Annotated in this window: 18 protein-coding genes and 1 tRNA gene; 8 read left to right on the top strand and 11 right to left on the bottom strand. The window is 36.7% G+C overall.

Translation table 11 applies throughout. The annotated features are described in order from the left end of the window. Nucleotides 1–21: 21 nt before the first annotated feature. The gene (metG, locus tag BST91_RS12600) at nucleotides 22–2073 is read left to right on the top strand and encodes a methionine--tRNA ligase (protein WP_085775586.1); all 2052 of its coding nucleotides are present in this window, start codon (nucleotides 22–24) and stop codon (nucleotides 2071–2073) included. Nucleotides 2074–2177: 104 nt separating this feature from the next. Here the strand turns inward: metG and BST91_RS12595 are convergent, their stop codons facing one another. From BST91_RS12595 to rimP, 4 genes are all read right to left on the bottom strand, one after another. Continuing rightward, nucleotides 2178–3056 carry a pirin family protein gene (locus BST91_RS12595; RefSeq protein WP_085775585.1) on the bottom strand — a complete coding sequence of 293 codons (879 nt, stop codon included), beginning with the start codon at nucleotides 3054–3056 and terminating at the stop codon, nucleotides 2178–2180. Nucleotides 3057–3185: 129 nt separating this feature from the next. Next, entirely contained in the window at nucleotides 3186–6008 is a 2823-nt protein-coding gene (gene infB / locus BST91_RS12590) for a translation initiation factor IF-2 (RefSeq protein ID WP_085775584.1), read from the bottom strand. A gap of 28 nt (nucleotides 6009–6036) precedes the next feature. Continuing rightward, entirely contained in the window at nucleotides 6037–7269 is a 1233-nt protein-coding gene (gene nusA / locus BST91_RS12585) for a transcription termination factor NusA (RefSeq protein WP_060523323.1), read from the bottom strand. A 9-nt stretch (nucleotides 7270–7278) separates the two neighbouring features. After that, nucleotides 7279–7746: a ribosome assembly cofactor RimP gene (gene rimP, locus BST91_RS12580; protein ID WP_085775583.1), complete on the bottom strand. Its 468-nt coding sequence runs from the start codon at nucleotides 7744–7746 to the stop codon at nucleotides 7279–7281. 147 nt (nucleotides 7747–7893) lie between these two features. Between rimP and BST91_RS12575 the strand changes: the two genes are divergently transcribed. After that, nucleotides 7894–8715, top strand: coding sequence for a universal stress protein (locus BST91_RS12575; RefSeq protein WP_060523324.1), 822 nt, complete (start codon nucleotides 7894–7896; stop codon nucleotides 8713–8715). A 74-nt stretch (nucleotides 8716–8789) separates the two neighbouring features. Here the strand turns inward: BST91_RS12575 and BST91_RS12570 are convergent. After that, nucleotides 8790–8860, bottom strand: a tRNA-Gln gene (locus BST91_RS12570). A gap of 182 nt (nucleotides 8861–9042) precedes the next feature. Here BST91_RS12570 and BST91_RS13350 point away from each other — a divergent pair. Genes BST91_RS13350 through BST91_RS13340 form a run of 4 tightly spaced genes read left to right on the top strand, consistent with a single transcriptional unit; the run spans nucleotide 9043 to nucleotide 13032 of the window. Next, a complete protein-coding gene (locus BST91_RS13350) occupies nucleotides 9043–10239 on the top strand; it encodes a glycosyltransferase family 117 protein (RefSeq protein ID WP_244895646.1) in 1197 nt (398 codons plus the stop codon). Further along, nucleotides 10236–12413, top strand: coding sequence for a hypothetical protein (locus tag BST91_RS13345; protein ID WP_244895644.1), 2178 nt, complete (start codon nucleotides 10236–10238; stop codon nucleotides 12411–12413). The genes BST91_RS13350 and BST91_RS13345 overlap by 4 nt, the downstream gene beginning before the upstream one ends. Nucleotides 12414–12415: 2 nt before the next feature. Next, nucleotides 12416–12820: a polysaccharide deacetylase family protein gene (locus BST91_RS12560; RefSeq protein ID WP_244895643.1), complete on the top strand. Its 405-nt coding sequence runs from the start codon at nucleotides 12416–12418 to the stop codon at nucleotides 12818–12820. A 14-nt stretch (nucleotides 12821–12834) separates the two neighbouring features. Continuing rightward, the gene (locus tag BST91_RS13340) at nucleotides 12835–13032 is read left to right on the top strand and encodes a polysaccharide deacetylase family protein (RefSeq protein WP_244895641.1); all 198 of its coding nucleotides are present in this window, start codon (nucleotides 12835–12837) and stop codon (nucleotides 13030–13032) included. A 1-nt stretch (nucleotide 13033) separates the two neighbouring features. Here BST91_RS13340 and BST91_RS12555 read toward each other — a convergent pair whose 3' ends face one another. After that, entirely contained in the window at nucleotides 13034–13330 is a 297-nt protein-coding gene (locus BST91_RS12555; protein WP_042276304.1) for a thioredoxin family protein, read from the bottom strand. A 44-nt stretch (nucleotides 13331–13374) separates the two neighbouring features. Continuing rightward, on the bottom strand, nucleotides 13375–14619 hold the full coding sequence (locus BST91_RS12550; RefSeq protein WP_085775582.1) for a metallophosphoesterase: 1245 nt from the start codon (nucleotides 14617–14619) through the stop codon (nucleotides 13375–13377). Between the two features lie 110 nt (nucleotides 14620–14729). Here BST91_RS12550 and polA point away from each other — a divergent pair, with 110 nt between their 5' ends. Further along, nucleotides 14730–17579: a DNA polymerase I gene (gene polA, locus BST91_RS12545; protein WP_085775581.1), complete on the top strand. Its 2850-nt coding sequence runs from the start codon at nucleotides 14730–14732 to the stop codon at nucleotides 17577–17579. 17 nt (nucleotides 17580–17596) lie between these two features. After that, the gene (locus BST91_RS12540) at nucleotides 17597–18526 is read left to right on the top strand and encodes an alpha/beta hydrolase (RefSeq protein ID WP_085775735.1); all 930 of its coding nucleotides are present in this window, start codon (nucleotides 17597–17599) and stop codon (nucleotides 18524–18526) included. A gap of 44 nt (nucleotides 18527–18570) precedes the next feature. Here the strand turns inward: BST91_RS12540 and BST91_RS12535 are convergent, their stop codons facing one another. The 4 genes from BST91_RS12535 to BST91_RS12520 all read right to left on the bottom strand — a co-directional run bounded on the left by BST91_RS12535 (nucleotide 18571) and on the right by BST91_RS12520 (nucleotide 24431). Further along, complete coding sequence (locus BST91_RS12535; protein ID WP_085775580.1) at nucleotides 18571–20139, bottom strand: family 16 glycosylhydrolase; 1569 nt, start codon at nucleotides 20137–20139, stop codon at nucleotides 18571–18573. A 141-nt stretch (nucleotides 20140–20280) separates the two neighbouring features. Then, nucleotides 20281–21081, bottom strand: a complete 801-nt coding sequence (locus tag BST91_RS12530) for a hypothetical protein (protein WP_085775579.1) — start codon at nucleotides 21079–21081, stop codon at nucleotides 20281–20283. Between the two features lie 151 nt (nucleotides 21082–21232). Continuing rightward, nucleotides 21233–23329 carry a T9SS type B sorting domain-containing protein gene (locus BST91_RS12525; protein ID WP_085775578.1) on the bottom strand — a complete coding sequence of 699 codons (2097 nt, stop codon included), beginning with the start codon at nucleotides 23327–23329 and terminating at the stop codon, nucleotides 21233–21235. Nucleotides 23330–23348: 19 nt separating this feature from the next. Continuing rightward, the gene (locus BST91_RS12520; protein ID WP_085775577.1) at nucleotides 23349–24431 is read right to left on the bottom strand and encodes an aminotransferase class V-fold PLP-dependent enzyme; all 1083 of its coding nucleotides are present in this window, start codon (nucleotides 24429–24431) and stop codon (nucleotides 23349–23351) included.

Raw genomic sequence — 24431 nt, 5'->3', positions numbered from 1 at the left:
TGTACTCTTAATTTTACATGCATGAGTAATAGAGTAACAATAACGGCAGCATTACCTTACACAAACGGACCGGTTCACATAGGACACCTAGCTGGAGTGTATGTGCCAGCAGATATCTATGCCCGTTTTAAACGTTTAAAAGGTGAAGATGTAGCATTTATTTGCGGTAGTGATGAACACGGAGTACCTATTACAATACGTGCTAAAAAGGAAGGCGTTACACCACAAGAAATAGTAGATCGTTATCACAAGATCATAGGTGATAGTTTTAATGATTTTGGTATTTCATTTGACAATTACAGTAGAACCAGCGCACCTATCCACCATAAAACAGCAAGCGACTTTTTTAAGAAATTGTATAAAGAAGGTAAATTCATTGAACAGGTTACTGAACAGCTATACGATGAAGAGGCTGATGAATTTCTGGCAGATCGATTTGTTGTAGGTACTTGCCCAAAATGTGGTAATCCAGAATCGTATGGTGATCAATGTGAAAAATGCGGGACAAGTCACAATGCAACAGACTTAATCGATCCACGTAGTGCAATTACTGGGAATAAACCACAACTTAAAGAAACAAAACACTGGTTTTTACCACTTGATCAATACAGTGATTTTTTAGAACAATGGATTGTCAAAGACCACGCTGCAGACTGGAAAACCAATGTTCTAGGACAGGTGAAAAGCTGGATAAATGACGGTCTTAAACCACGCGCTGTAACTCGTGACCTAGACTGGGGTATTCCTGTACCTGTAGAAGGTGGTGATGGTAAAGTACTTTACGTTTGGTTTGACGCTCCTATAGGTTATATAAGTGCTACAAAAGAATGGGCAGATCGTACCGGTAAAAATTGGGAGAATTACTGGAAGGACAAAAACACCAAACTGTATCACTTTATCGGTAAGGATAATATCGTGTTTCACTGTATTATATTCCCTGCCATGTTGAAGGCACACGGCGAATTCATCCTACCAGAAAATGTCCCTGCAAATGAATTTTTGAATCTAGAAGACGATAAAATTTCAACCTCGCGCAACTGGGCTGTATGGCTGCATGAATATCTAGAGGATTTCCCAGGGCAACAAGATGTATTAAGATATGTGCTTACTGCAAATGCCCCAGAAACAAAAGACAATAATTTTACTTGGAAAGATTTTCAAGCACGTAATAATAACGAACTAGTAGCTGTACTCGGTAACTTTATTAATCGCGCACTCGTGCTCACGCATAAGTACTACGATGGAATAGTACCGCAGCCCAATGATTATAGTAGTTACGACCTACAAACCCTGGAAGAATTAAAGAAATTCCCTTCTATTATTGAGGAGAGTATTGAAAAATTCCGCTTTCGCGAAAGCGCAACAGAATTACTTAATCTAGCCAGATTAGGAAATAAATACCTCGCTGATGAAGAACCATGGAAACTTATAAAAACAGATCCTGATCGAGTGCAAACAATCATGTTTGTTGGGTTACAAATCGCCACAGCTTTATCAGTATTAAGTAAACCCTTTTTACCTCACACAGCACTTAAATTAGATAACATGCTTAATTTAAAAGCAGAGGATTTATCATGGAACGACATAGCGACTAACGATGTTTTACTTCCTTCTAATCATCAAATTAATAAAACTCAATTGTTATTCTCACGTATTGAGGATGAACAAGTTCAACAACAGTTAGATAAGCTTGAAGCAACTAAAAAAGAAAACGCACAATCAAATCCTAAACTTATGCCACAAAAAGAAGAGACAAATTACGATGACTTCATGAAAATGGATCTGCGAGTAGGAGAAATTCTAACTGCTGAAAAGATGCCTAAAACGGACAAACTAATGGTAATGACCGTAGATACTGGTATCGATAAACGTACTATAGTTTCTGGAATAGCACAACATTTTACAGCAGAAGAATTAATAGGACGTAAAGTTACCGTACTTGCCAATCTTGCGCCTAGAAAATTACGTGGTGTAGAATCTCAAGGTATGATTTTACTAGCCGAAGATCCTGATGGTAAACTGGTTTTTGTTAATCCAGATGACGCTGTTGTAAATGGCGCTACCATAGCATAAACATACTAAGTAATCCATCTTATAAATAAAAAAGCAGCTTTACAGCTGCTTTTTTATTTAATGAACCTAAGATTTCATTTTAGTTCGCTCGAATTAAGAGTTTCCTATGATCCAGGCAATGGTACATAACTATCATCATTATCCATCATAGGAAATGTTTTATTACGCCACGCTTGCTTAGCTTCTTCAATCTTATCCTTTGAACTACTCACAAAATTCCAGTGTATAAAACGTTGTTCTGGTAATGGTTCACCACCAAATAGTAATATATGGCTGTTGGCTTTGATCGTAAGGTTGCACACGTTTTCTGTTTTACTTACCAGCATATTTCCAGCACTTACGGCTTTATCACAAGCGATCACACCACCTTCAACTATGGTAACACCTACCTCTCCTTTTAAATTATCAGCAATCCACAAATCATAATCGGCTGTGGTTTTAATATCAATCATGAATAAAGGAGAATGTACGGGAACAGGTGATGTTTTACCATAACCAGTTCCAGCTACAAGTGTGAATTTTGCAGCGCCATCTTCCCAATTAGGTAACTCATTGGCATCGATGTGATGAAATTCTGGAACCGTATTTTCAAGTTCCTTGGGCAAGGCTACCCATATTTGATAACCATGCATGGTAAACTCAACTCTATCGTGCCTTAATTGATCTGGTGTGCGTTCTGTGTGAGAGCAACCACTTCCTGAAACCATCCAGTTAACAGAACCTGGTTCAATGAGCTGTCTGGTTCCTAGAGAGTCTTCATGCATTATCGAACCTTCCATTAAATAAGTAAGAGTGGATAACCCTATGTGAGGATGTTGATCCACATCCATATACTTATCTGGACCTAGTTTTGTTGGTCCCATGTGATCGATAAATATAAATGGGCCTACCATGCGCTTTTTCCTAAAAGGAATCAACCTACCTACTAGAAAGTCACCGATATCGCGACTGCGCTCCTCAATAATTAAATCAGTATTTGACATGGGTTATTTTTCATAAATATAGTGGGAATATAGCTTTCGCGAAAGCGAGGTAACACTCCAAATCTTTTTACATAAAAAAAACCGTTACTTGAATAAGTAACGGTTTCTATATTCTATAAGAATCACTTATTATTTCAAAGTTTTCTTTACTTCTACCTCACGGAAACATTCAATAATATCTCCTTCTTGTAGATCATTGTAATTCTTGATTTGCATACCACATTCATAACCTTTTGCTACTTCCTTAACGTCATCTTTGAAACGTTTAAGAGCTGCAAGTTCACCAGTATACTTAACAACACCATCTCGAATTAGGCGCACGCCACTATTACGATATATCTTACCATTAAGAACCATACAACCTGCAATGGTACCTACTTTAGATATCTTGAATGTCTGACGAACCTCTGCATCTCCGGTAATTTCCTCCTTAAGCTCAGGAGAAAGCATTCCTTCCATCGCATCCTTAAGATCGTTAATCGCATCATAGATTATGCTGTAAGTACGGATATCCACCTCTTCCTTCTCTGCTACTGTACGAGCATTACCTTGCGGTCTTACGTTAAACCCGATGATAATCGCATCTGAAGCTGTTGCAAGAAGCACATCACTTTCTGTAATTGCACCTACACCTTTATGGATGATATTAACTTGTATTTCTTCAGTTGAAAGTTTTTGGAACGAGTCAGTAAGTGCCTCTACAGATCCATCAACATCTCCTTTCAGGATTAAGTTAAGTTCTTTAAAGTCTCCTAAAGCAATACGTCTACCGATTTCATCAAGTGACAGCGTTTTCTGAGTACGTACAGATTGTTCACGTTGTAACTGTGTACGTTTAGCAGCAATGTCTTTGGCCTCGCGTTCATCTTCAAACACATGGAACTTATCACCTGCTTGTGGTGCTCCATCTAATCCTAAAATAGAAACCGGAGTTGATGGCCCAGCTATTTCAATAACTTTACCACGCTCATCATGCATTGCTTTTACTTTACCGTGTGTACGTCCCGCAAGAACGTAGTCTCCGATTTTAAGAGTACCAGCTTCAACAAGAATGGTAGAAACATATCCACGTCCTTTATCCAAGTAGGCTTCTACAACTGTACCTACAGCAGGTTTATTAGGATTTGCTTTTAGATCAAGTAACTCGGCTTCTAAGATTACTTTTTCAAGTAATTCTTGAACACCTAAACCAGTTTTGGCTGATATATCGTGTGATTGAATTTTTCCACCCCAATCTTCGACTAGTAAATTCATATTTGCTAGCGACTCTTTTACCTTATCTGGATTTGCAGTTGGTTTATCCACCTTATTTATAGCAAATACGATAGGAACTCCTGCGGCTTGGGCGTGACTAATTGCCTCTTTAGTTTGTGGCATTACATCATCATCTGCTGCAATTACAATAATTGCGATGTCAGTAACTTGTGCACCACGAGCACGCATGGCTGTAAAGGCCTCGTGACCTGGTGTATCAAGAAAAGCAATACGTTGACCATTATCAAGAGTCACACCATAAGCACCAATGTGCTGTGTAATTCCTCCACTTTCGCCAGCGATTACATTTTCCTCACGTATGTAATCCAGTAATGATGTTTTACCGTGATCTACGTGTCCCATTACTGTAACAATAGGAGCTCTTGTTTCTAGATCTTCTTCGTTGTCCTCAACTTCTGTAATTGAATCTTCAATATCGGCAGTAACAAACTCTACTTCATAGCCAAATTCCTCAGCTACTATAGTCATTGTTTCTGCATCCAGTCTTTGATTCATTGTCACCATCATACCTAGGGACATACAAGCTCCAATAATTTGGTTAACCTGAACATCCATCATAGTAGCTAGATCGTTAACGGTAACAAACTCTGTAACTTTAAGGATCTTTTCTTCTGCACTAGCTTGTTCTTGTTCAACGCGCTCTCTATGTTGATCACGTTTATCACGACGGTAACGAGCAGCTTTGGACTTGTTAGATTTACCTTGCAGTTTTTCTAATGTCTCGCGAACTTGTTTTTGGATTTCCTCATCAGTAGGCTCCTCCTTAACAACATTCTTTCTACCTCGTTTATTACTTGGTTTGTTTCCTCCTGGTTTACCGCCACGACGGTTATCAGGTTTAGAGATACGTTTACGTTTACCTCTTGAAGAATCTGTCTTCTTTTTCGGTTTTTGAAATTTAGAAAGGTCTATTTTTTGTCCCGTAACCTTTAACCCATCTAATTTCTTATATTCCGTTTGAATCTTCTCTGGTTCAGAATTTTCAGGAGCTGCAGCTTTCTCAGGAGCAGGCTTCTCTGTCTTTACTTCCTTTTTAGGAGTTTCCTTTTTTGGAATCGGTTTTTGATCTTGTTTAGCTTCCTCTTTTTTAGGAGCAGCTTTTTTAGGCGCTTCCTTCTTCTTTTTAGGTTCAAGATCAATTTTACCCTTAATAGTTGCTCCTTTAACAGCTTTTCTGTTTGAAACTACTGCTGGTCCTTGAGTTTCCTTTTCAGGAGTTTTCTCTTCTACCTTTTCAGGAGTTTTGTCTTGGGTTTGTTTTTCAACTTTAGCAACAGGTTCTTCCTTTTTCTCAGGAGTTGGCTCCTCAACAGTTTCTTCACGTTTAGCATCTAAATCTACTTTACCTACCTGTTTAGGTCCGTCCAGTTTAGCTTTGGCTTTAATGATTTTTTCTTCCTTAATGCGCTGCTTTTCCTCTTGCTCCTTCTCACGCTGTAAACGCAATTCTTCTTGTTCCTTGCGTTTTTCGGCGCTTACTTCTTTAGAGGCTACCTTCTTGCTTTTGTCTGTCTGAAACTCATCAGCAAGTGCTTGATACACAGTAGCATCAATCTTAGTCGTAGGTCGAGCTTCAATCTCGATACCTTGGGCGTTAAGATATTCTACAGCGCGATCAAGAGAAATATTAAATTCTCGAAGCACTTTATTAAGTCTCATATTTTTAATTTCAGCCATAAATATGGTTACGGGTTGTGACTACTATTTAATCTTCAAATTCAGACTTAAGAATGTTTACTACCTCATAAATAGTTTCATCCTCAAGATCAGTACGTTTTATTAAGTCAGCAACGTCTTGCTCTAGAACACTTTTGGCAGTATCCAAACCTATTTTCTTGAATTCTTCGATAATCCACATTTCGATTTCATCAGAGAATTCGGTAAGCTCTACATCTTCTTCAGCACCTTCACGAATAACATCTATTTCGTATCCTGTAAGCTTTCCTGCAAGACGTATGTTATGTCCACGTCTACCTATCGCTTTTGATACCTCGTCAGGATGTAAAGTTACTTCAGCACGTTTATTTTCCTCATCTAGATTCATTGAAATAATCTTAGCTGGACTCAATGCGCGTGCAATATACAACTGTGTATTGTTAGTAAAGTTAATTACATCAATATTTTCATTTCCTAGTTCACGTACAATACCGTGAATACGAGAACCTTTAACACCAACACAGGCTCCTACAGGGTCAATTCTATCATCGTAACTATCGACTGCTACTTTTGCTTTTTCACCTGGTTCTCTAACCACTGCTTTAACCTGAATAACCCCATCAAAAACTTCTGGGATTTCTTGCTCAAAAAGCTTTTCTAAGAATTTAGGAGATGTACGAGAAAGAACGATGTTAGGTTTTGTACCTCTCATTTCAACGCTCTCTATTACTCCTCTAACATTCTCCCCTTTTCTAAAAAAGTCAGATGGTATTTGTCGATCTTTAGGTAGAATAATTTCATTTCCTTCATCATCTAGCAATATAATCGCTCTATGTCTGATGTGGTGAACTTCGGCACTGTACAACTCACCTTCAAGATCTTTAAATTGTTTAAAGATGTTTGTGTTATCGTGTTCATGAATTTTTGAAATTAAATTTTGTCTAAGCGCCAAAATAGCTCGGCGACCTAATTGTACTAATTTAACCTCTTCTGCAACATCTTCTCCAACTTCATAATCTGGCTCTATTTTACGAGCCTCGGTTAATGAAATCTCTGAATTATCATCCTCAACCTCATCATCTGCCACTACGACGCGATTACGCCATATTTCTAAATCTCCTTTATCAGGATTAATGATAATATCAAAGTTATCATCCTCTCCATACTTTCTTTTCAATGCAGTCCTAAGAACATCTTCAAGTATCGCCATCAACGTGACGCGATCTATCATTTTTTCATCCTTAAACTCAGAAAAAGACTCGATCAACGCGAGATTTTCCATATCTTGATATTAATTAAATTTTATTACCACTTTTGCTTTTTTGATCTCTTCAAATGAAGGAGACCATTCTTTTTCAACAGTCATTTTTCCTTTTCCCACCGTTTTAGGAACACGTGCTTTCCACTTAATGGTTACACCATTTTCTTGAACCGAAATAAGCTCACCAGTTTCTGAACGTTTTTCTCGATCGGTAATCTCTAGTGTGCGTCCTATATTTTTCTTGTATTGTCTAGGCAGTTCTAAAGGAGTTGTAGCTCCTGCGCTCGTAACCTCTATCGAGAAATCAACTTCATCTCTATCCAGGTTGTGCTCTACTGCTCTAGAAACAAATACGCAATCTGCAAGAGTCACGCCATTATCACCATCGATGATTACTTTCATGTCATTACTAGATCCCATTTTAAAATCGATTAGATATAAATCAGGACGCTCTTCAAACGCTTCATTTAGTAATTCAAGTGCTTTTTCTTTCAACATAGCTATAAAAAGAGGGGACAATCGTCCCCTCGAATCCTTTCAAATACGCTGCAAATATAACACGATTTAATGATTACTGCAAGTAACACAGCTATTTATGATTATCGATAAATTCACTATCTTTAATACTCACTAAAATCCACCAAGATGAAAAAAATAATCGTCCCTACTGATTTCTCCATTCAAGCAGAAAACGCATTGAGAATAGCGGCCGATATGGCACGTGAAAATGATGGCGAAGTATACCTTCTTCATCAACTAGACCTTCCTTTACACCTAGCAAACAACGGTAGCTCTAATTTGCCTGAAGCTGTATTCTTTATGAAATTAGCCAAAGAAAAGTTTGACAACTTGATGAAAGCAGATTTCTTAGATGGAGTAACCGTACATGGTGACGTTGCTACTGGCGCAGCATTTAGCGGAATTATGGACACCGTAAAAAGACATAATGCCGATATTATTGTAATGGGTTCACATGGTGCCGATGGTGTTAAAAATCTATTTATAGGTTCTAATGCAGAAAAAGTAGTGCGCAATTCTGAAATTCCGGTACTTATCGTAAAAGACCGTAAAGAAAGATTGGATGTAAACGAATTCGTTTTTGCAACTGATCTAGACCCTAATTCAACAAGCGCTCTTAAAGAGGCTGATAATTTTGCCAGACAAACCAATTGCCATTTACACTTACTATACGTAAATACACCAGGGAATTTTTTATCCACTAGAGACGCCAGCGCCAAAATGCAGGAATATTTAAAAAATGTAAATGTAGAACCCAAAGATTACACTATATACAATGACCAATCGGTAGAAGAAGGTGTTTTTAATTTCTCCAAGGACATCAAGGCCGATGTTATAGGAATGGCAACACACGGACGTCGTGGTTTATCTCACTTCTTTAACGGTAGTGTAAGTGAAGATGTAGTTAACCACAGCAGTCTTCCTGTCATCACTTTTAGAATTAAGTAGTCTAAAAACTAAATTTAAAAACAAGAACAATAAAAAAATCCCGAAGCAAAAACTTCGGGATTTCTCGTTACTTGTTGGCCTACTAGGACTCGAACCTAGAATGACGGTACCAAAAACCGCAGTGTTACCATTACACCATAGGCCATCTAAGCGGATGCAAATTTAATACAAACCTATAACTGTGCAAAAAAAATCGAAAAAAATTAAAAAATTGTTCCCACCTATAATCTAGCCTTTTACCGTACAAGAACTACTAGGTTTTGCCGTTATGCTTTACAAAAGCATGAATAAGAATGCTTATTTTCGCCCATAGATTTTACCACAATTATGAATTGGAATTACGATCAACTAAATAAAATCATTGGATGGATCACCTTTGCCATCGCTTTAACCATATTCTGGCTTACAGTAGAACCTACAATAAGTTTTTGGGACGCTGGTGAGTACATCGCAACATCTGCAATGCTCGAGGTAGGACATCCACCTGGAGCACCGTTGTATCAAATGCTAGGCGCATTTTTCTCAATTTTCACTACTGATGCTACTCAAATCGCCTACATGGTGAATTTGATGTCGGTATTTTCAAGCGCCTTTGCTGTGCTTTTTATGTTTTGGTCACTCACTTTATTACTTAGAAACCACATACTTAAAGATAAGGCAAGCGATACTATGGTCCTAGGTAGCGCGATGATAGGCTCATTAGCCTTTGCTGTAACTGACAGCTTTTGGTTTAATGCTGTAGAGGCAGAAGTATATGCCATGACAACCATGCTCATGAGTTTAATGTTTTACCTAGGCCTTTTGTGGGAGCGCGACATGCTTAAGCCTAGAGGTAATCGCTGGCTTATTTTAATCTCATTTATTATAGGTCTTTCCTTTGGAGTGCACTTTCTAGGGTTACTTACTATTCCAGCTATTGGACTTTTATGGTACTTCAAGCATTATAAAAAAATTACTCCTCTTAATTTCATACTCGCAAATGTCGCTGTTGTCGCAGTCCTTCTATTTGTGTTCCTATTCTTGGGACCTAATACCTTGGCTATTTTTGGTCAACTGGAGATTTTCTTTGTCAATGACATCGGGTTGCCATTCAATTATGGTACTGTTATAGTTTTTGTTTTAATTGTAGCCTTATTCATTTATTTAATTACGCTTTCGCGAAAGCGTAATCTACCACTCCTAAATACCATAACACTAAGTATCGCATTTATCCTAATTGGTTTTTCCTCATGGGTAATGTTGCCCATAAGATCAAATGCTGGAGTTCCTATAAATGAAAACCGTCCCGAGGACGCACGATCATTACTGGCTTACTATAATCGTGAACAGTATCCTAAACAAACTATTTTCTACGGACCTTCATTTACCGATAGGTATGTAGGTCTAGATCCTGATGAGCCTTACGTGGATGAGAAACCTAAATATGAGCGCAATGATGAATTAGGAAAGTACGTGATCGTAAATAATTATGAGGATGCTGCTCAAAACACTCATAGCGATCACAAAGGTTTTTTCCTAGAATGACCGACGGTAGTAGGGCTACTAATTATGTTGAATACATGGGTGAGCTGCCTTATAAAATCAAAAAAGGATATGAAAACAATCCACAACTACTAGAGGTTTTAGGCCAGTTAGAACTAGATTACAAATCAGGAAAAATTGAAACTAACGAGTATATCAATGCCATTGTAGGTTTAAGAGATTATATTACTGTTTCAAAACCAGGGTTCTTTCAAAACGTAGATTACATGTTGAATTATCAAATTTCATACATGTACTTAAGATACTTCATGTGGAATTTTACCGGAAGACAGAATGATGTTCAAGGAGAATGGGATCCATTTAATGGTAACTGGATAAGCGGAATTAAATTTATTGATGAATTCAGACTAGGTAATCAAGATGAGTTAAGTGAGGACATGTTAAATAATCCTGCACGCAACACTTATTTCTTTTTACCATTAATCCTAGGTTTATTAGGTGCTATATTTCATTTTACAAAAGATAAAAAATCTTTTTATGTTACCCTAGTACTTTTTGTTTTCACCGGCATAGCTATAATTATTTACCTTAATCAAGCCATTTTTCAAGTAAGAGAACGTGATTATGCCTATGTAGGTTCCTTTTTAGTATTTTCTATGTGGATAGGAATGGGAGTTTATTCTATCTATGAAGGATTAAGAGACCTTATAAAATCAAAGCCAGCACAATTAGTTTCACTCGTGGCTTGTTTTGCAGCAGCACCTTTGCTCATGGGTGTTCAAAACTGGGACGACCATGATAGATCAGGAAAATACTCTGCCTTAGAAAATGCGCGCAAATACTTAGATAGCTGTCTACCTAACGCCATGATATTTACAATAGGCGATAATGACACGTTCCCTTTATGGTATTTACAAGAGGTTGAGAATTATCGCACCGATGTTAGGGTTGTATGTACTTCCCTATTAAGCACAGCCTGGTATATGGATGATATGAAAAAGCAAGCATGGGACAGCGCACCAGTTCCTAGCACTTTATCACACAGCGATTACACCTACGGCACGAGAGATGTTTTATTACCATTAGATAAAGAAAAAGCTATCGAAATGGGTGCTCCTAAGGCATTCCTTAAAGATACGCTGGACATCACAGACTGGATGGCATGGGTACGCAGCAACAAGCGTTATACCATGGAAGATCGATTTGGGCCTTATGAAGAACATACTTATCCTAGTAAATTCATACGAGTTCCTGTCAATAAGCAGGCTGTACTAGCTAATGGTGTTGTACCTGAAAAAGATGCTGATAAAATAGTTGACGAAATAATCATTGAACTAGACAGTGATTATGTATATAAAAACAGAATGTTCATGCTGGATATTCTTGCAGCTAATAACTGGGAACGACCTATTTATTTTTCTGGTGGTGCCTTTGGTGACGAAGACTATATCTGGATGAAAGATTATCTTCAATTAGATGGCTGCGCTTATCGTTTAATACCTATAAAATCAGAATACGACCCTAGAGATCCATTTTCAATGGGTCGCGTTGATGCTGATCATGGATATGAGGTATTAAAAAGTTGGAAATGGGGCAACAGCGGTAATCCAGATGTTTTACACGATGTAGAAACTAGACGCAATAGTGTAGGGTTTAGAAGTAATATCACCCGAGTAGCTACCGCACTTACCGAAGAAGGTAAACTAGATAAAGCTGAGGAAATCCTAGACCTTGGAATGGAAAAAATGCCTTTAGAATTATTTGGCCATTATTCTATGATAGAACCCTTTGTGACTGGTTATTATAATGTTGGTAAAATAGAAAAAGCACGAGATTTACTATTGAGAGTAATTGCCAAATATCAAGATGAATTAGAGTTCTATGAAAACTTTAATATTGATGATCAAGGTGAAGATGTGAGCATTGCAATTATCACTGCTGTTGAAAGATATAGAAACCTTGTACAGTCTGCTATTCTAGCAAAAGATATGAAATTTGCTACTGAGCAAATTGATATTTTTAATGAATATATGATGCGATTCCCTAAACAGTATGATCCTAGAGAAAAATTAAGTATTGTAAATACTTTATCGTCAAATAGCGACGATTTAGATCCTGCGTTAATCGATAGTGCGATGGTAGAATTACTAAGAATAAACGAGGAAAATACTGATCTTGAATCTTTACAAACTCCAAAGTCAGATAGCCTGGATTAAAAATGAGATGGTATCCCTTTCATAATCCTGATTGGGTCACTTCCCTTTTCCCAGGTTGTATCTGGCACAAAAGCCGTTCAGAAAAAAAAGTTTATTTAACCTTTGATGATGGACCACAACCAGATGCAACAGCGTATGTTCTAGAGCTTTTAGATTCCTATGGAATGAAAGCTACTTTTTTTTGTGTAGGAGATAATGTAATTAAACATCCTGATCTTTATGATAGCATACTAAATGGTGGTCATCAAACAGGTAATCATACTCAACACCATTTAAATAGTTGGAAAACCAATAACAAACAATACATTAAAAATGTAAAGCTTGCAGAGTCTTCTATTAAATCAAAGTTGTTTAGACCACCGTATGGTAAATTAGGGCTATCTACTTATAACTCATTAAAAAACTAAGTTATCAAATTATAATGTGGGACGTACTTTCAGGAGATTTTGATGTTAATCAAAACCCAACTGTTGTATTAAAACAGTTGAAAAAGCATACTAAAAACGGAAGCATTATTGTGTTTCATGACAGTGACAAATTTCTAGAAATGTTGAAACAAGTGCTTCCCGAATATTTACAATACGTGAAGGACAATGCCTGGGAAACAGCAACACTTTAATTTAAGAGTACTGTTGTAGTAGGGTAACAAGAGCATTTCCATCTTGTATTCCACTTTGACGCCACATCATCTCACCAGACTTATAAAGGATAAAAGTAGGCAAGGTTTTAATACGTAGGGCGTTGGACAACTCGACATTCTTATCGACATTGATTTTTATCACTTTTGCCTGATCACCAAGGGTAGCAGCAACATTTTTTAAAATATCCTGCATACTTTGTGATTCCTCATTCCACTCGGTAAAAAAACTAAGTAGAACAGGTTTTTCAGTATTTATAAGCTCGCCAAATTTTGACATATCAAGTACACCTTATCTTATCAAAAATAAGAAACTTTACCCTATTAAGCACGTTTTAAGGTTATCACTGTTATCTCTGGCCAAATTCCTGCTCGTCCAGAATAACCTATGAAACCAAATCCACGGTTAACATTTAAAAATTGATCTAATTCCTTATAGATACCAGCCCATCGTTTGTAAACAAAACTCACTGGACTCCATTTAAAAAAACCAGGTATCTCGACACCAAATTGCATTCCATGAGTATGACCACTTAGAGTGAGATGAAACTTTTTAGGATGATCTTTAACTTGTAATTCCCAGTGACTAGGATCATGACTCATTAAAACTTTAAAACTAGAATCCGACAACGAGGCGCTAGCTTTGTCTAGATTACCATATTTAGGAAAACGTCCACCACCATAATTTTGAACTCCTACAATATGTAAACTATCCGTACCTCTCTTAATTTCATGTGCTTCATCCATCATTAATCGCCATCCCATATTCTTTTGAATCTGGAATAACTCTTCAAGATTTTTACGCTTTTCACTTTGACTAACCCAATTCACATAATCACCATAATCATGATTCCCTAGTACAGAAAATACACCATCCTTTGCCTTTAATCTTCCCAGGATATCTTCCCAGCCATAGAGTTCTCGTGCCACATTATTAACCAGATCACCTGTGAATAATATGACATCACTTTGTTGTTTATTTACAAGGTCAATGGCATAGGCTACCTCATCCTTGTCATCAAAACTACCTACGTGAATATCACTTATTTGAGAAATTTTATAACCATTAAATTCTTCGGGTAAATCATCAAAACTTAATTCATATTCACGTACTTGATAATTGTATTTCCCTTTCCAAGCTCCATATAAAATAGCACCGAAAGGTAATGCAGCAAGTGCTAGTCCCGTTTTGGCTATAAATGAACGACGGCTAGGCAGGAAAGATGAGCTAGCGTCAGACATTCCTTCTAGGTCGGTAGAGTTATGCTTTCGCGAAAGCGAGATAACACCTTCTACAATCCTCACAATATCCTCGAAGAACATGATGAGTAAGAAGACCGTTTTGGCTGCTAGAAAAGCCAAAAATAAGGTTACTGCAAAATCTCTTACTGGAACTACTTGAGTGCGATCTGGAGATAAATAGAATTGTAAAACAACATTTAGGAAAATAAGTATTGATACCGCTAGATATACCCATTTCCACCAATGACCCTTGGCTAGTACTCGAATAAGTTGAAAAGCATAAATTTCAACAATAATGAAAAAACCTATGATATATATAAATCTCATGGCGCTAAATTAACTCAATACAACAGGTTATGGATTAAGATAAAGTTAAAGCCGGCGCTCTTGCTCACCCTAGCATATAGTTTTATCTTTAACCTTCTCAAATTTTCATCATGACGAACGACGGAACCGACGATAAAAGACTGTTTTTACTAGATGCTTATGCTTTAATTTTTAGAGGATATTATGCACTTATTAAAAATCCTAGAATCAATTCACAAGGCATGGATACCAGTGCCATAATGGGATTTACTAACAGCCTTTTTGACGTTATAAGACGTGAAAAACCAGAATACCTAGCTGTTGCCTTTGACAAGGAAGGAAGTGCAGAGCGTACCGAACTATATGCAGATTATAAAGCTAATCGTGACGAAACACCAGAAGCAATAAAAATAGCCGTACCCTACATACAACAAATATTAAAGGCGATGCATATTCCCATTATTGAGGAAGCTGGTATCGAGGCCGATGATTTAATAGGTACTTTATCAAAACAAGCCGAAAAAGAAGGATTTACCGTTTATATGGTAACACCAGATAAGGATTATGCACAGTTAGTTTCTGACAATATCTACATGTATCGTCCTGCTCGCATGGGTAATGGGATAGAAATATGGGGCATTCCCGAAGTTCAAAAAAAGTTTGAAGTAGATCGACCTGAACAAGTAATCGACTATTTAGGAATGATGGGTGATGCCAGTGATAACATTCCAGGGTTACCTGGAGTAGGAGATAAAACTGCAAAAAAGTTTATTAAGGCCTATGGATCCATGGAAGGACTTTATGAAAACCTTGATCAACTTAAAGGTAAAATGAAAGAAAAAGTAGAAGCTAATAGAGAATTAGGTTTTCTTTCAAAACAGCTTGCAACCATTAAATTGGATTGTCCTGTTCAATTTAACGCAAGTAAATACACACTGGATGATCCAGATGTTGAGAAAGTTCATGAGATTTTTGATGAATTGGAATTTCGTCGTGCCAAAGAAACACTAGCCAAAATATTTGCCCCAGATAAAGTCCCTGGTGTTAACTATAAAGAAGATAATAAAAAAACAACTTCTGATAACAGCACCAGTTCATCAAGTGGTCAATTTGATTTGTTTTCTACACCAGGATCAGGTACCGCTGCAGAGGCTGATGCCACTGGTCGTAACACACTTTCAACCACCGATCATTTGTACCAGATCGTGCAGCCTGGAATGGGGACAAAATTATTTATTCAGACCTTAATGAATCAAAACAGCGTTTGTTTTGATACTGAAACCACAGGACTTGATCCTTTAATAGCTCAACTAGTAGGAATTGCATTTTCATGGGAAAAAGGCAAGGGTTATTACCTACCCTTTCCAGAGGATCAAGAACAAGCCATAGAACTATTACAACAGCTAAAACCTTTTTTTGAATCTGATCAGATTGAAAAAGTTGGACAAAATTTGAAGTACGACATTAAAGTACTAGACAAATATGAGGTAAAAGTAAAGGGCCCTATGTTTGACACTATGCTAGCGCACTATTTAATAAATCCTGACATGCGTCACAATATGAATGTCCTAGCAGAAACCTACTTGAACTATACGCCACAAAGTATTACCGAATTAATTGGAAAGAAAGGTAAAAATCAAAAATCCATGCGCGACGTGGATTTGGAGAAAGTAAAAGAATACGCCGTAGAGGATGCAGACATCACGTTCCAGCTTAAGGAATTTTTTATCAAAGAACTAGCTGCTGCTGGTACTGATAAGTTATTTCATGAAATAGAAATGCCACTTTTGAAGGTGCTTGCTGCTATGGAGATTGAAGGTGTAAATCTTGATTGCGATTATTTGGATACGCTTTCGCGAAAGCTAACAGAAGACATAGCCCAGTTAGAATCCAACATATATGAAATTGCAGGTGAAGAATTTAACATAGGATCTCCTAAACAATTAGGAGAAATACTATTTGGCAAAATGAAACTTGTCGATAAGCCGAAGAAAACTAAAACAGGACAATATTCTACTGCAGAAGATGTACTAAGTTATCTAGCTAAAGATCATCAAATTGTTGCCAATGTTTTAGAATACCGAGGACTCACTAAACTTAAATCAACCTATGTAGACGCGCTGCCTAATCAGGTGAATCAACAAACGAAACGCATACACACTAACTACATGCAAACTGTAGCTGCAACGGGAAGATTAAGCTCCACAGATCCTAATTTACAAAACATACCTATACGTACGGAACGTGGCCGACAAGTGCGTAAGGCTTTTGTACCACGCAATGAAAATTACAGGCTTGTCGCGGCTGATTACTCCCAAATTGAATTGCGCATTATTGCAGCATTAAGTGAAGAGGAAAACATGATCGCAGCTTTTCAAAACAATGAAGATATTCATGCCAGTACAGCAGCAAGGGTATTTAATGTTCCCATTCAAGATGTTACCCGTGAGCAACGTAGTAATGCAAAGACTGTGAACTTTGGGATTATTTATGGGGTAAGTGCATTTGGTTTAAGCAATCAGACTGATTTATCTCGTAGTGAAGCTAAAGAGCTTATTGATACCTATTACGCAACTTATCCTAAGTTAAAAGCATACATGCAAGAACAAGTCGACTTTGCTAGAGAGAATGGATATGTAGAAACTGTGTTAGGTCGTAGACGCTACTTGAAAGATATAAATAGTTCGAATGCTGTTGTTCGAGGCGCTGCTGAACGAAATGCAGTGAACGCACCTATTCAAGGTAGTGCTGCTGACATCATTAAGTTAGCCATGATCAATATTCACAACAAGTTTGAAGCATTAAATTGCAAATCAAAAATGCTACTTCAGGTGCATGATGAATTGGTTTTTGATATTCATGATGATGAATTAGAAGACATGAAAAGACTCATTAAAACAGAAATGGAAAATGCCTATAAAATGAGTGTACCGCTAGATGTTGAAGTTGGTTTAGGAAATGATTGGTTAGAAGCGCATTAAGTCAAAAAAAGATCTCGATGAAAACAGCTTTTATCTTAATAATTACTTTAATGAGTATATCGTGTACTCATTCTCAAGAGGATTTACCAGAGGTATCCCAAGGTAGTATTCAACGAATTCCTGATTTTAAATCAAATTACGTTACAGCTAGGAATATTGATATATGGTTACCAGATGATTATTCTAAAAATAAAAGGTATTCGGTTTTATATATGCACGATGGTCAAATGCTGTACGATGCTAAAGGATCGTGGAATAAACAGTCATGGGAAATGGATGAGGCTGCACATCAATTCTATAAGAGAGATGCATGTTCAAAGGAATTTATTATTGTAGGTATTTGGAATGGTGGTGAAACTAGGCATAGTGATTATTTCCCACAAAAACCTTTTGAAATGCTTACTAAAGATGAAAGAAATATTGTAAATGAACAATTAAAACAGTCGCATGTTCCTCTTAAATCTAGCTTTACTCCAACTTCGGATAATTATTTGAAATTCATAGTGCGTGAGTTAAAACCTCACATTGATGAGATGTTCAACACCTATACAGATAAAGACAACACCTTTATTGCAGGCAGCAGTATGGGTGGCTTGATTTCTATGTATGCTCTATGTGAATATCCACAAGTTTTTGGAGGTGCTGCATGTCTTTCAACTCACTGGCCTGGAACGTTTACTTTGGAAAACAATCCTATTCCAAACGCCTTCAAACAATACTTAAAGAACAATCTTCCAGATCCAGCTACACACAAATTATACTTTGACTGTGGTGATGAAACTTTGGATGCCCTATATCCAGAGATTCAAAAAGAGGTTGATTTTATTATTAAAGAGAAAGGTTACACCGCTAAAAATTGGAGAACGGGATACTTCCCTGGAGAGAATCACAGCGAAAATGCCTGGAGAGATAGAGTTATTATCCCTTTAGAATTTCTTTTTCAGTAGTTACCTGATTAAAGAGAACGTGATTTTATTGACACACCTGTTTATTAGTGATGAATAATAATTTTATCGGTCATAACAATATCATCTATTCTTGCCTTAAGTAAATAAGTCCCATTACTAAATTGAGAAACATCAATAGTTCCTATATTATTTTGATTGAAATGAACCTGTTTTCCCATCATATCAAAAATATATAACTCATCTATGGTTTTTGAAGATGTTATAATAATCCTTTCTTTTGCAGGGTTTGGATATAATTTTAAGGTATAACTAGATTCATCATCTAGTGATAGCACATTTTGATAAATACGTACATAGTCAATTTGCATATCACTCTGCACAAAATTAGGATCTACCGTTCCAGCAATACCACCCATAGCTACATTCAATAATAAATATTGATCTGCATCAAACGGCCAAGTATCTACATTACGTATAGTAGGGTTATAGGTATAAAAAGGAACATCATCTATTAGAAACGTTATTTGTTGCGGTGACCAGTTGACCGAATATATATGAAACGTATTTGCAACATCTGATAACATAAATGGCTGATAATTCATGGTTGCCCCAAAACATCCTGAACAATTTGTATGTAATGCCGCAGAAACCTGGTTTACGGGCCCTAATCCATGTTCCATAATATCGATTTCCCCACACAAAGGCCAATTAGTTGTACCGAACTGGCTGTCCCAATAACCACCATCTTCATTTATATTTTTACCTAACATCCAAATAGCTGGCCACGTACCATCACCAATTGGTAGTTTAGCCCTTACGTCTACTCTACCATGAGTAAACGCAAACTTAGAATTCAATCTAGCACTAGTATATTGTTTCGTCTCACCTTGATCAGTAAAATTTTCTCTTTTTGCAACTATATGTAGCATTCCATTTTCTACATAAGAATTATCTAATCGATTTGTATAGTGCTGAATCTCTCCGTTTGCCCATCCTATTGGAGTAATCATTTGTGTTTGATGAAACCACTTTGTTGGATCAACAGGGTTGTTGAAACCAGGTGTATTAAATTCATCTGACCATACAAGATCTGTATAGACTACATCAATTGGATTAGAAGGTGAGCCCACTACAGCATTGTTGTTTATATCGTCTATGAGGTAGGTTCCAGGTGTTAAGGAACCACCATCGATAAATAAGGTTATCCGACTGTAAGTACCCGTTCCAGTAACTGTACTTCCTGTAGCAGTTTCTGTAGCATTTGAAAAGTCAAAATTGAGTGTTGTCCAAGAATTTTGAGAATTAACTACAGTTGTACTGACTTCAATATCAGTATTGATTCCATTCTCAAGTTTTACTATAATGTTGTGACTATTTGGATCAAAGGCATAAAACCTCAGAGATAGATTTGAATCGTTATCTAAATCTACAGGAGTTCCTAAATCAATAAAAAAACCTTGATAAGCAGCAGCACCATCATTGAAAAATTCACCCACTTGGTTACCTGCTTGTGAAGGATCACCTCTAAATGAAAATCCTGATCCCGAAAACGAAGAAAAAGGAAAAGAATTGTTTTCAAAATCTAACGGTAATTGTTGACTATTGGACCAGCAAAATCCCATAATAAAGAAGAAAAGACTATAAATTTTCATGTATCAAATGTAACTGAACCAGTATACACGATACTTATTTACCACCTCTACAAAAACTATACAGAGGTGCTACTATTTACTTTTCCTTACTTTTTTCTTTAAATAAACATGCTTCAACTCAAATTATAGAGTTATATAAGTCTATCTGTAAGCTTTATACATTACCACGATCTGATTCTCTCTACTATTAGTGCTAGATCCCGCAAGGAATCTATCTACATTAATCGTAAATCCATCGGTATCAAAAGAAGTCATTGAGGCTCTTATCAAGCCTTCTTGAGCATCTGTACCACCAGTAGCTGATCCATTATCGTGAATAGGCTCTCCATTATTATTTACAAATAATGCGGCAAAACAATGGTTAGTAGAAGAATAAGTTCCAATGTTATTTATACTGGAGCCACTCAAACCAGTTGCCATTGCATATTGATCTATGATACCACCATTATTTTGAGCAAAACCAGTTGTCATTCCACCAGCCATTCTAATATCATTGCTATTATTTTGACCAGATCGAGACGCTCCTTCGTTAGCTGTTTGCACCCTATTTATCGCAACAAATTCAACACTAGATGGCTCAAACCCTACACCTGTAACAGATACTGATCCACTGCTTGTTATAGTTATTGTTCCAAAGTGAATTTGTTTTTCTCTATCTGTAGTCATAAGCGCCCAACTACCGCTTTCAAAAATGAAGATTCCTGCAGGTGTTAAACCGCCTGTTCCGGTGTTGTAAACAATGGTACCATCGGCGATAGGGCCTCCATTAGGATTTATTATAGTAGTGTTATCCGCATTGGATGAAAGCGCTATTCTAGGTAATAAAACACCCGTATTGGAAGAAACTATATCGAGCACTCCTTCTGGTGAACTTGTATTAAGACCAACTTGAGAAAAAACAACAAAAGGAACTAGAAAAAATAGAATTTTTAGGGACTTCATAATACGTTTTCTTTTAAAATCAACGCAAATAAAGTTTCTATAGACGAAAGGACAAAAAAAATAATTATCAATTGTTAACCATTGTTTTTAATCGAATTTAACACCATTTTAATCGGTGAACTCAATTAAAATAAGTGCGATTCATCGATTTTTATCTAACCAGAGCAAAATTTCCTGAAACCTTTGGTCTATTTTCAATCTCTAGTGTAAACCAATAAGTGGATGAAGGTAAAGGGTTACCATTGTACGTACCATCCCAACCTACTGTATCTGGCGATAGCTGCTTAAGTAACTTACCATGACGATCATAAATAAAAAGTTGAGCTCCTGGATATTCTTTAAGTCCGTCAAAAGTCCAGTAATCATTAAAGCCATCTTGATTTGGAGTAAAAAAACGTTGGTAATCCAATGTTACAAAAGTGGCAAAAATTACTCCACATCCGTTTCTATCTCTTACCCTTAGATCATGATAGCCTTTGTACAATCCATCAAAGAAATTAGAACTTTGATAAGCACCGTCATCTACTGAAAATTCGTAGTCTCCAGAACCGCTTACCAGTATTGTAGCTGTATTATCGCCATTTCTAAAATCCTGAGTGATGATTTCATCAATAGTAGCTTTTGAAGATGGTAGAGCCTCGATAGTCAGCTGAGAGGTACACCCCTCATTGTTTGTAACAGTTACCGTATAAGATCCCGGTGAGAGTACATCAATTGTGTTGGTGTCTTGTCCACTTTCACCTGTACTCCATTCATAGAATTCAAATCCAAATTCCACACCTATAGTAATAGGCTGTGTATTCTCTTCGCATATAATTATTGGGTCCTGCATCCTTAAGTCAGGCGTTCTATTTAATACAACATTAAAATCTAAATCAGTAAAGCATCCTGAATTTACATCAGTAACACGAGAAAAAATACTAGTAACAGGTTGTGAAATTTGCGGTGTACCCGATAGGTTATTGGTAGGTACTGAGCGATCATTATTAGTTAGATAATGCCTTACTTCAAATAAATTTGGGTCTAAAGCACCAAGTATCTCAGACGTTAAATCAGTTAAAACAATTTGCTCTAACCCATCATTTTCTATATCACAAACAAGATAATTATTAGGATTTTGCACAACTGGAGGATTATACAGTCTCAAAGGAACTCTAACCACTGAATCACAAATAATACCTGCTGGATCGGTAACCTTTAAAAAATAAAAAGTTTGTGTGGTAGTAGCTGTAACATTTGGATTTATAGGATTGGTGTCGTTAAAAGCATCTTGTTCAGTATCATGATAGGTAATGTTGTACGAACTCGCATTTGCTACAAATAAATCTACATTTGCAGCAAGATCATAAGACTCGGTATTATTATCTGAGCATACAACTACTTCATCAAGATCAGTAGGTATGCCATTTTCATCAACCACAATTTCAAACTCTGTAAAGTCAGTACAATTTGAGTCAGTACGTTCAATTCTAGCAAATACTGAAAAAGTACTTGTTGAATTTGTATAAGGAAATGATAATGCATTAGTACCTATATTAGCATCATTCAGGTTTTCGTGGTAAGTTACAATTACGTTGGATTGACCATTTATAATAGTAGTGTCAAACTGGGTAAAATCAAATTCTCTAATTCCGTCTTGTGGCCCTAGGTTATCACAAAACTCTTGATCTTGAACAGGATTTGCTATAGGAGCTGGCGGCAAGGTTGCCGTTCCTCCAGGATTAAGTTGAAATCCTCCTGTACCTACTGCAAGTCCTACAATAATATAATATACATCACCAGCTGTAGCATCAATCTCTCTTAAATATCCATTCCCATTTGCACCAGGACCTTCTGTTATATCAGTCTCTGTATCATTTAATCCTGTGTTACCTGAAACACCAGCAGATTGTGGGTTTGTACTGCTACATCTAATTGCAGCTCCCAAATTACTACAATCTGTCACAGGTCCAAAGACAGCAAAATCATAATCAGCATTTGCAACATCGGGCACCAAATCAAATGTGAAGCTTCCAGTATTTTCAATTTCTACCCTAAACCAGGCCTGATCTACTGGAAAATTATAACAAGAAGGCACTTGATTGTTGGGGCTTGCAAAATCATTGGTCCCAGCGCCTGATGGTGTTAATCCTAAATCTGTATTACCACAAAGTAAAATGGCATTAGTACAATCATTGGGATTTTGAGCAACCGAGGAAAAACCAATCACTAAACAAATAAAAAACTGTAAAATTTTAAAACGCTTCATATAGTAAAAATAGGTTTAATTATTTATCCAGTACTTGTAATAAGTGACGCAATTCCTCGAGCGTATTCAAATAGCAAAAACTCACCCTTATACCGGGACCTCGTAACGAGGTTATAATATTTGAATCAAGCAACTTTTGATACAATAGTTCATCACCATTGATGTTAAATATACCAGAATGGGATTCTCTGTGCATGACAGATGGATCTAACAACCTACGCTGCTTAAATTCTTGAAACACATTCTTGGACAACGTTTTATGCCTTAATTCAATATTTTGAATTCCTATTTTTTCTACTTCTTTTAAAGCTAGATTCAATGAAGATATAGCTAGCAAATCAACATGTCCTGGCTCAAACTGCTGTATCATTAAACTGCGATTATCCTGACGAGTATTTATAAGTTGATTTAAATGACTAGATACTTTTGAATATGAATCTGGTTGAATTGAAATAAATCCTATTCCATCACCTGCGTGTAGCCATTTGTAACAACTTGCGATGATTATATCTATTCCGCTTTCGCGAAAGCGAAACTCCTCACATCCCACGTATTGAGTTAAATCTGCAATAAAAACCGTATCGGGAAATTCGAGTTTAAGTTGTTTTATGAATTCATTGTTTAATTGAATGCCAGAAATATATTGAACCATACTAAAGCAGAAAAAATCAGGAGCTTCCTCTCTAAAAGCTTCTAGGATTTTCTGCTCAATTTCATTGTCCACAGTAACATATTGAGAAATAAAACCTCGTTGCCTTACAGCGTCGTTAAGTGATGGGTAATCATCTTCAATCAATAAAAATTTAGATTCCTTATCCAGAGTATGCAAAACGTGAATAAAAGCTTGTGAAAAATTAGGAACAAAAGCCGTGTAATCAATGTGAGAATCAAGAAATTGCGATAGACGTTTTCTGCAGGCATCAATCAAATTACTGGAAAGGTTTGTAAACTTTGATCCTTCATCTCTTAATTGATGTAGTATGTGAATGCGTTCATTAATGACCGCTTGAGAAAGCAACCCGTGATTAGCCACATTTAAATAAGTGTACCTATTAAGAATGGGGTAAGCTGCTCTTAAATTCTTGATAAGGGATGAGTTCAT

It is taken from the genome of Nonlabens tegetincola, from assembly GCF_002117085.1.
Lineage (GTDB): Bacteria > Bacteroidota > Bacteroidia > Flavobacteriales > Flavobacteriaceae > Nonlabens > Nonlabens tegetincola.
Note: the sequence above shows the minus strand (reverse complement) of the source record. Positions and strands in the feature narration are given on the sequence as shown.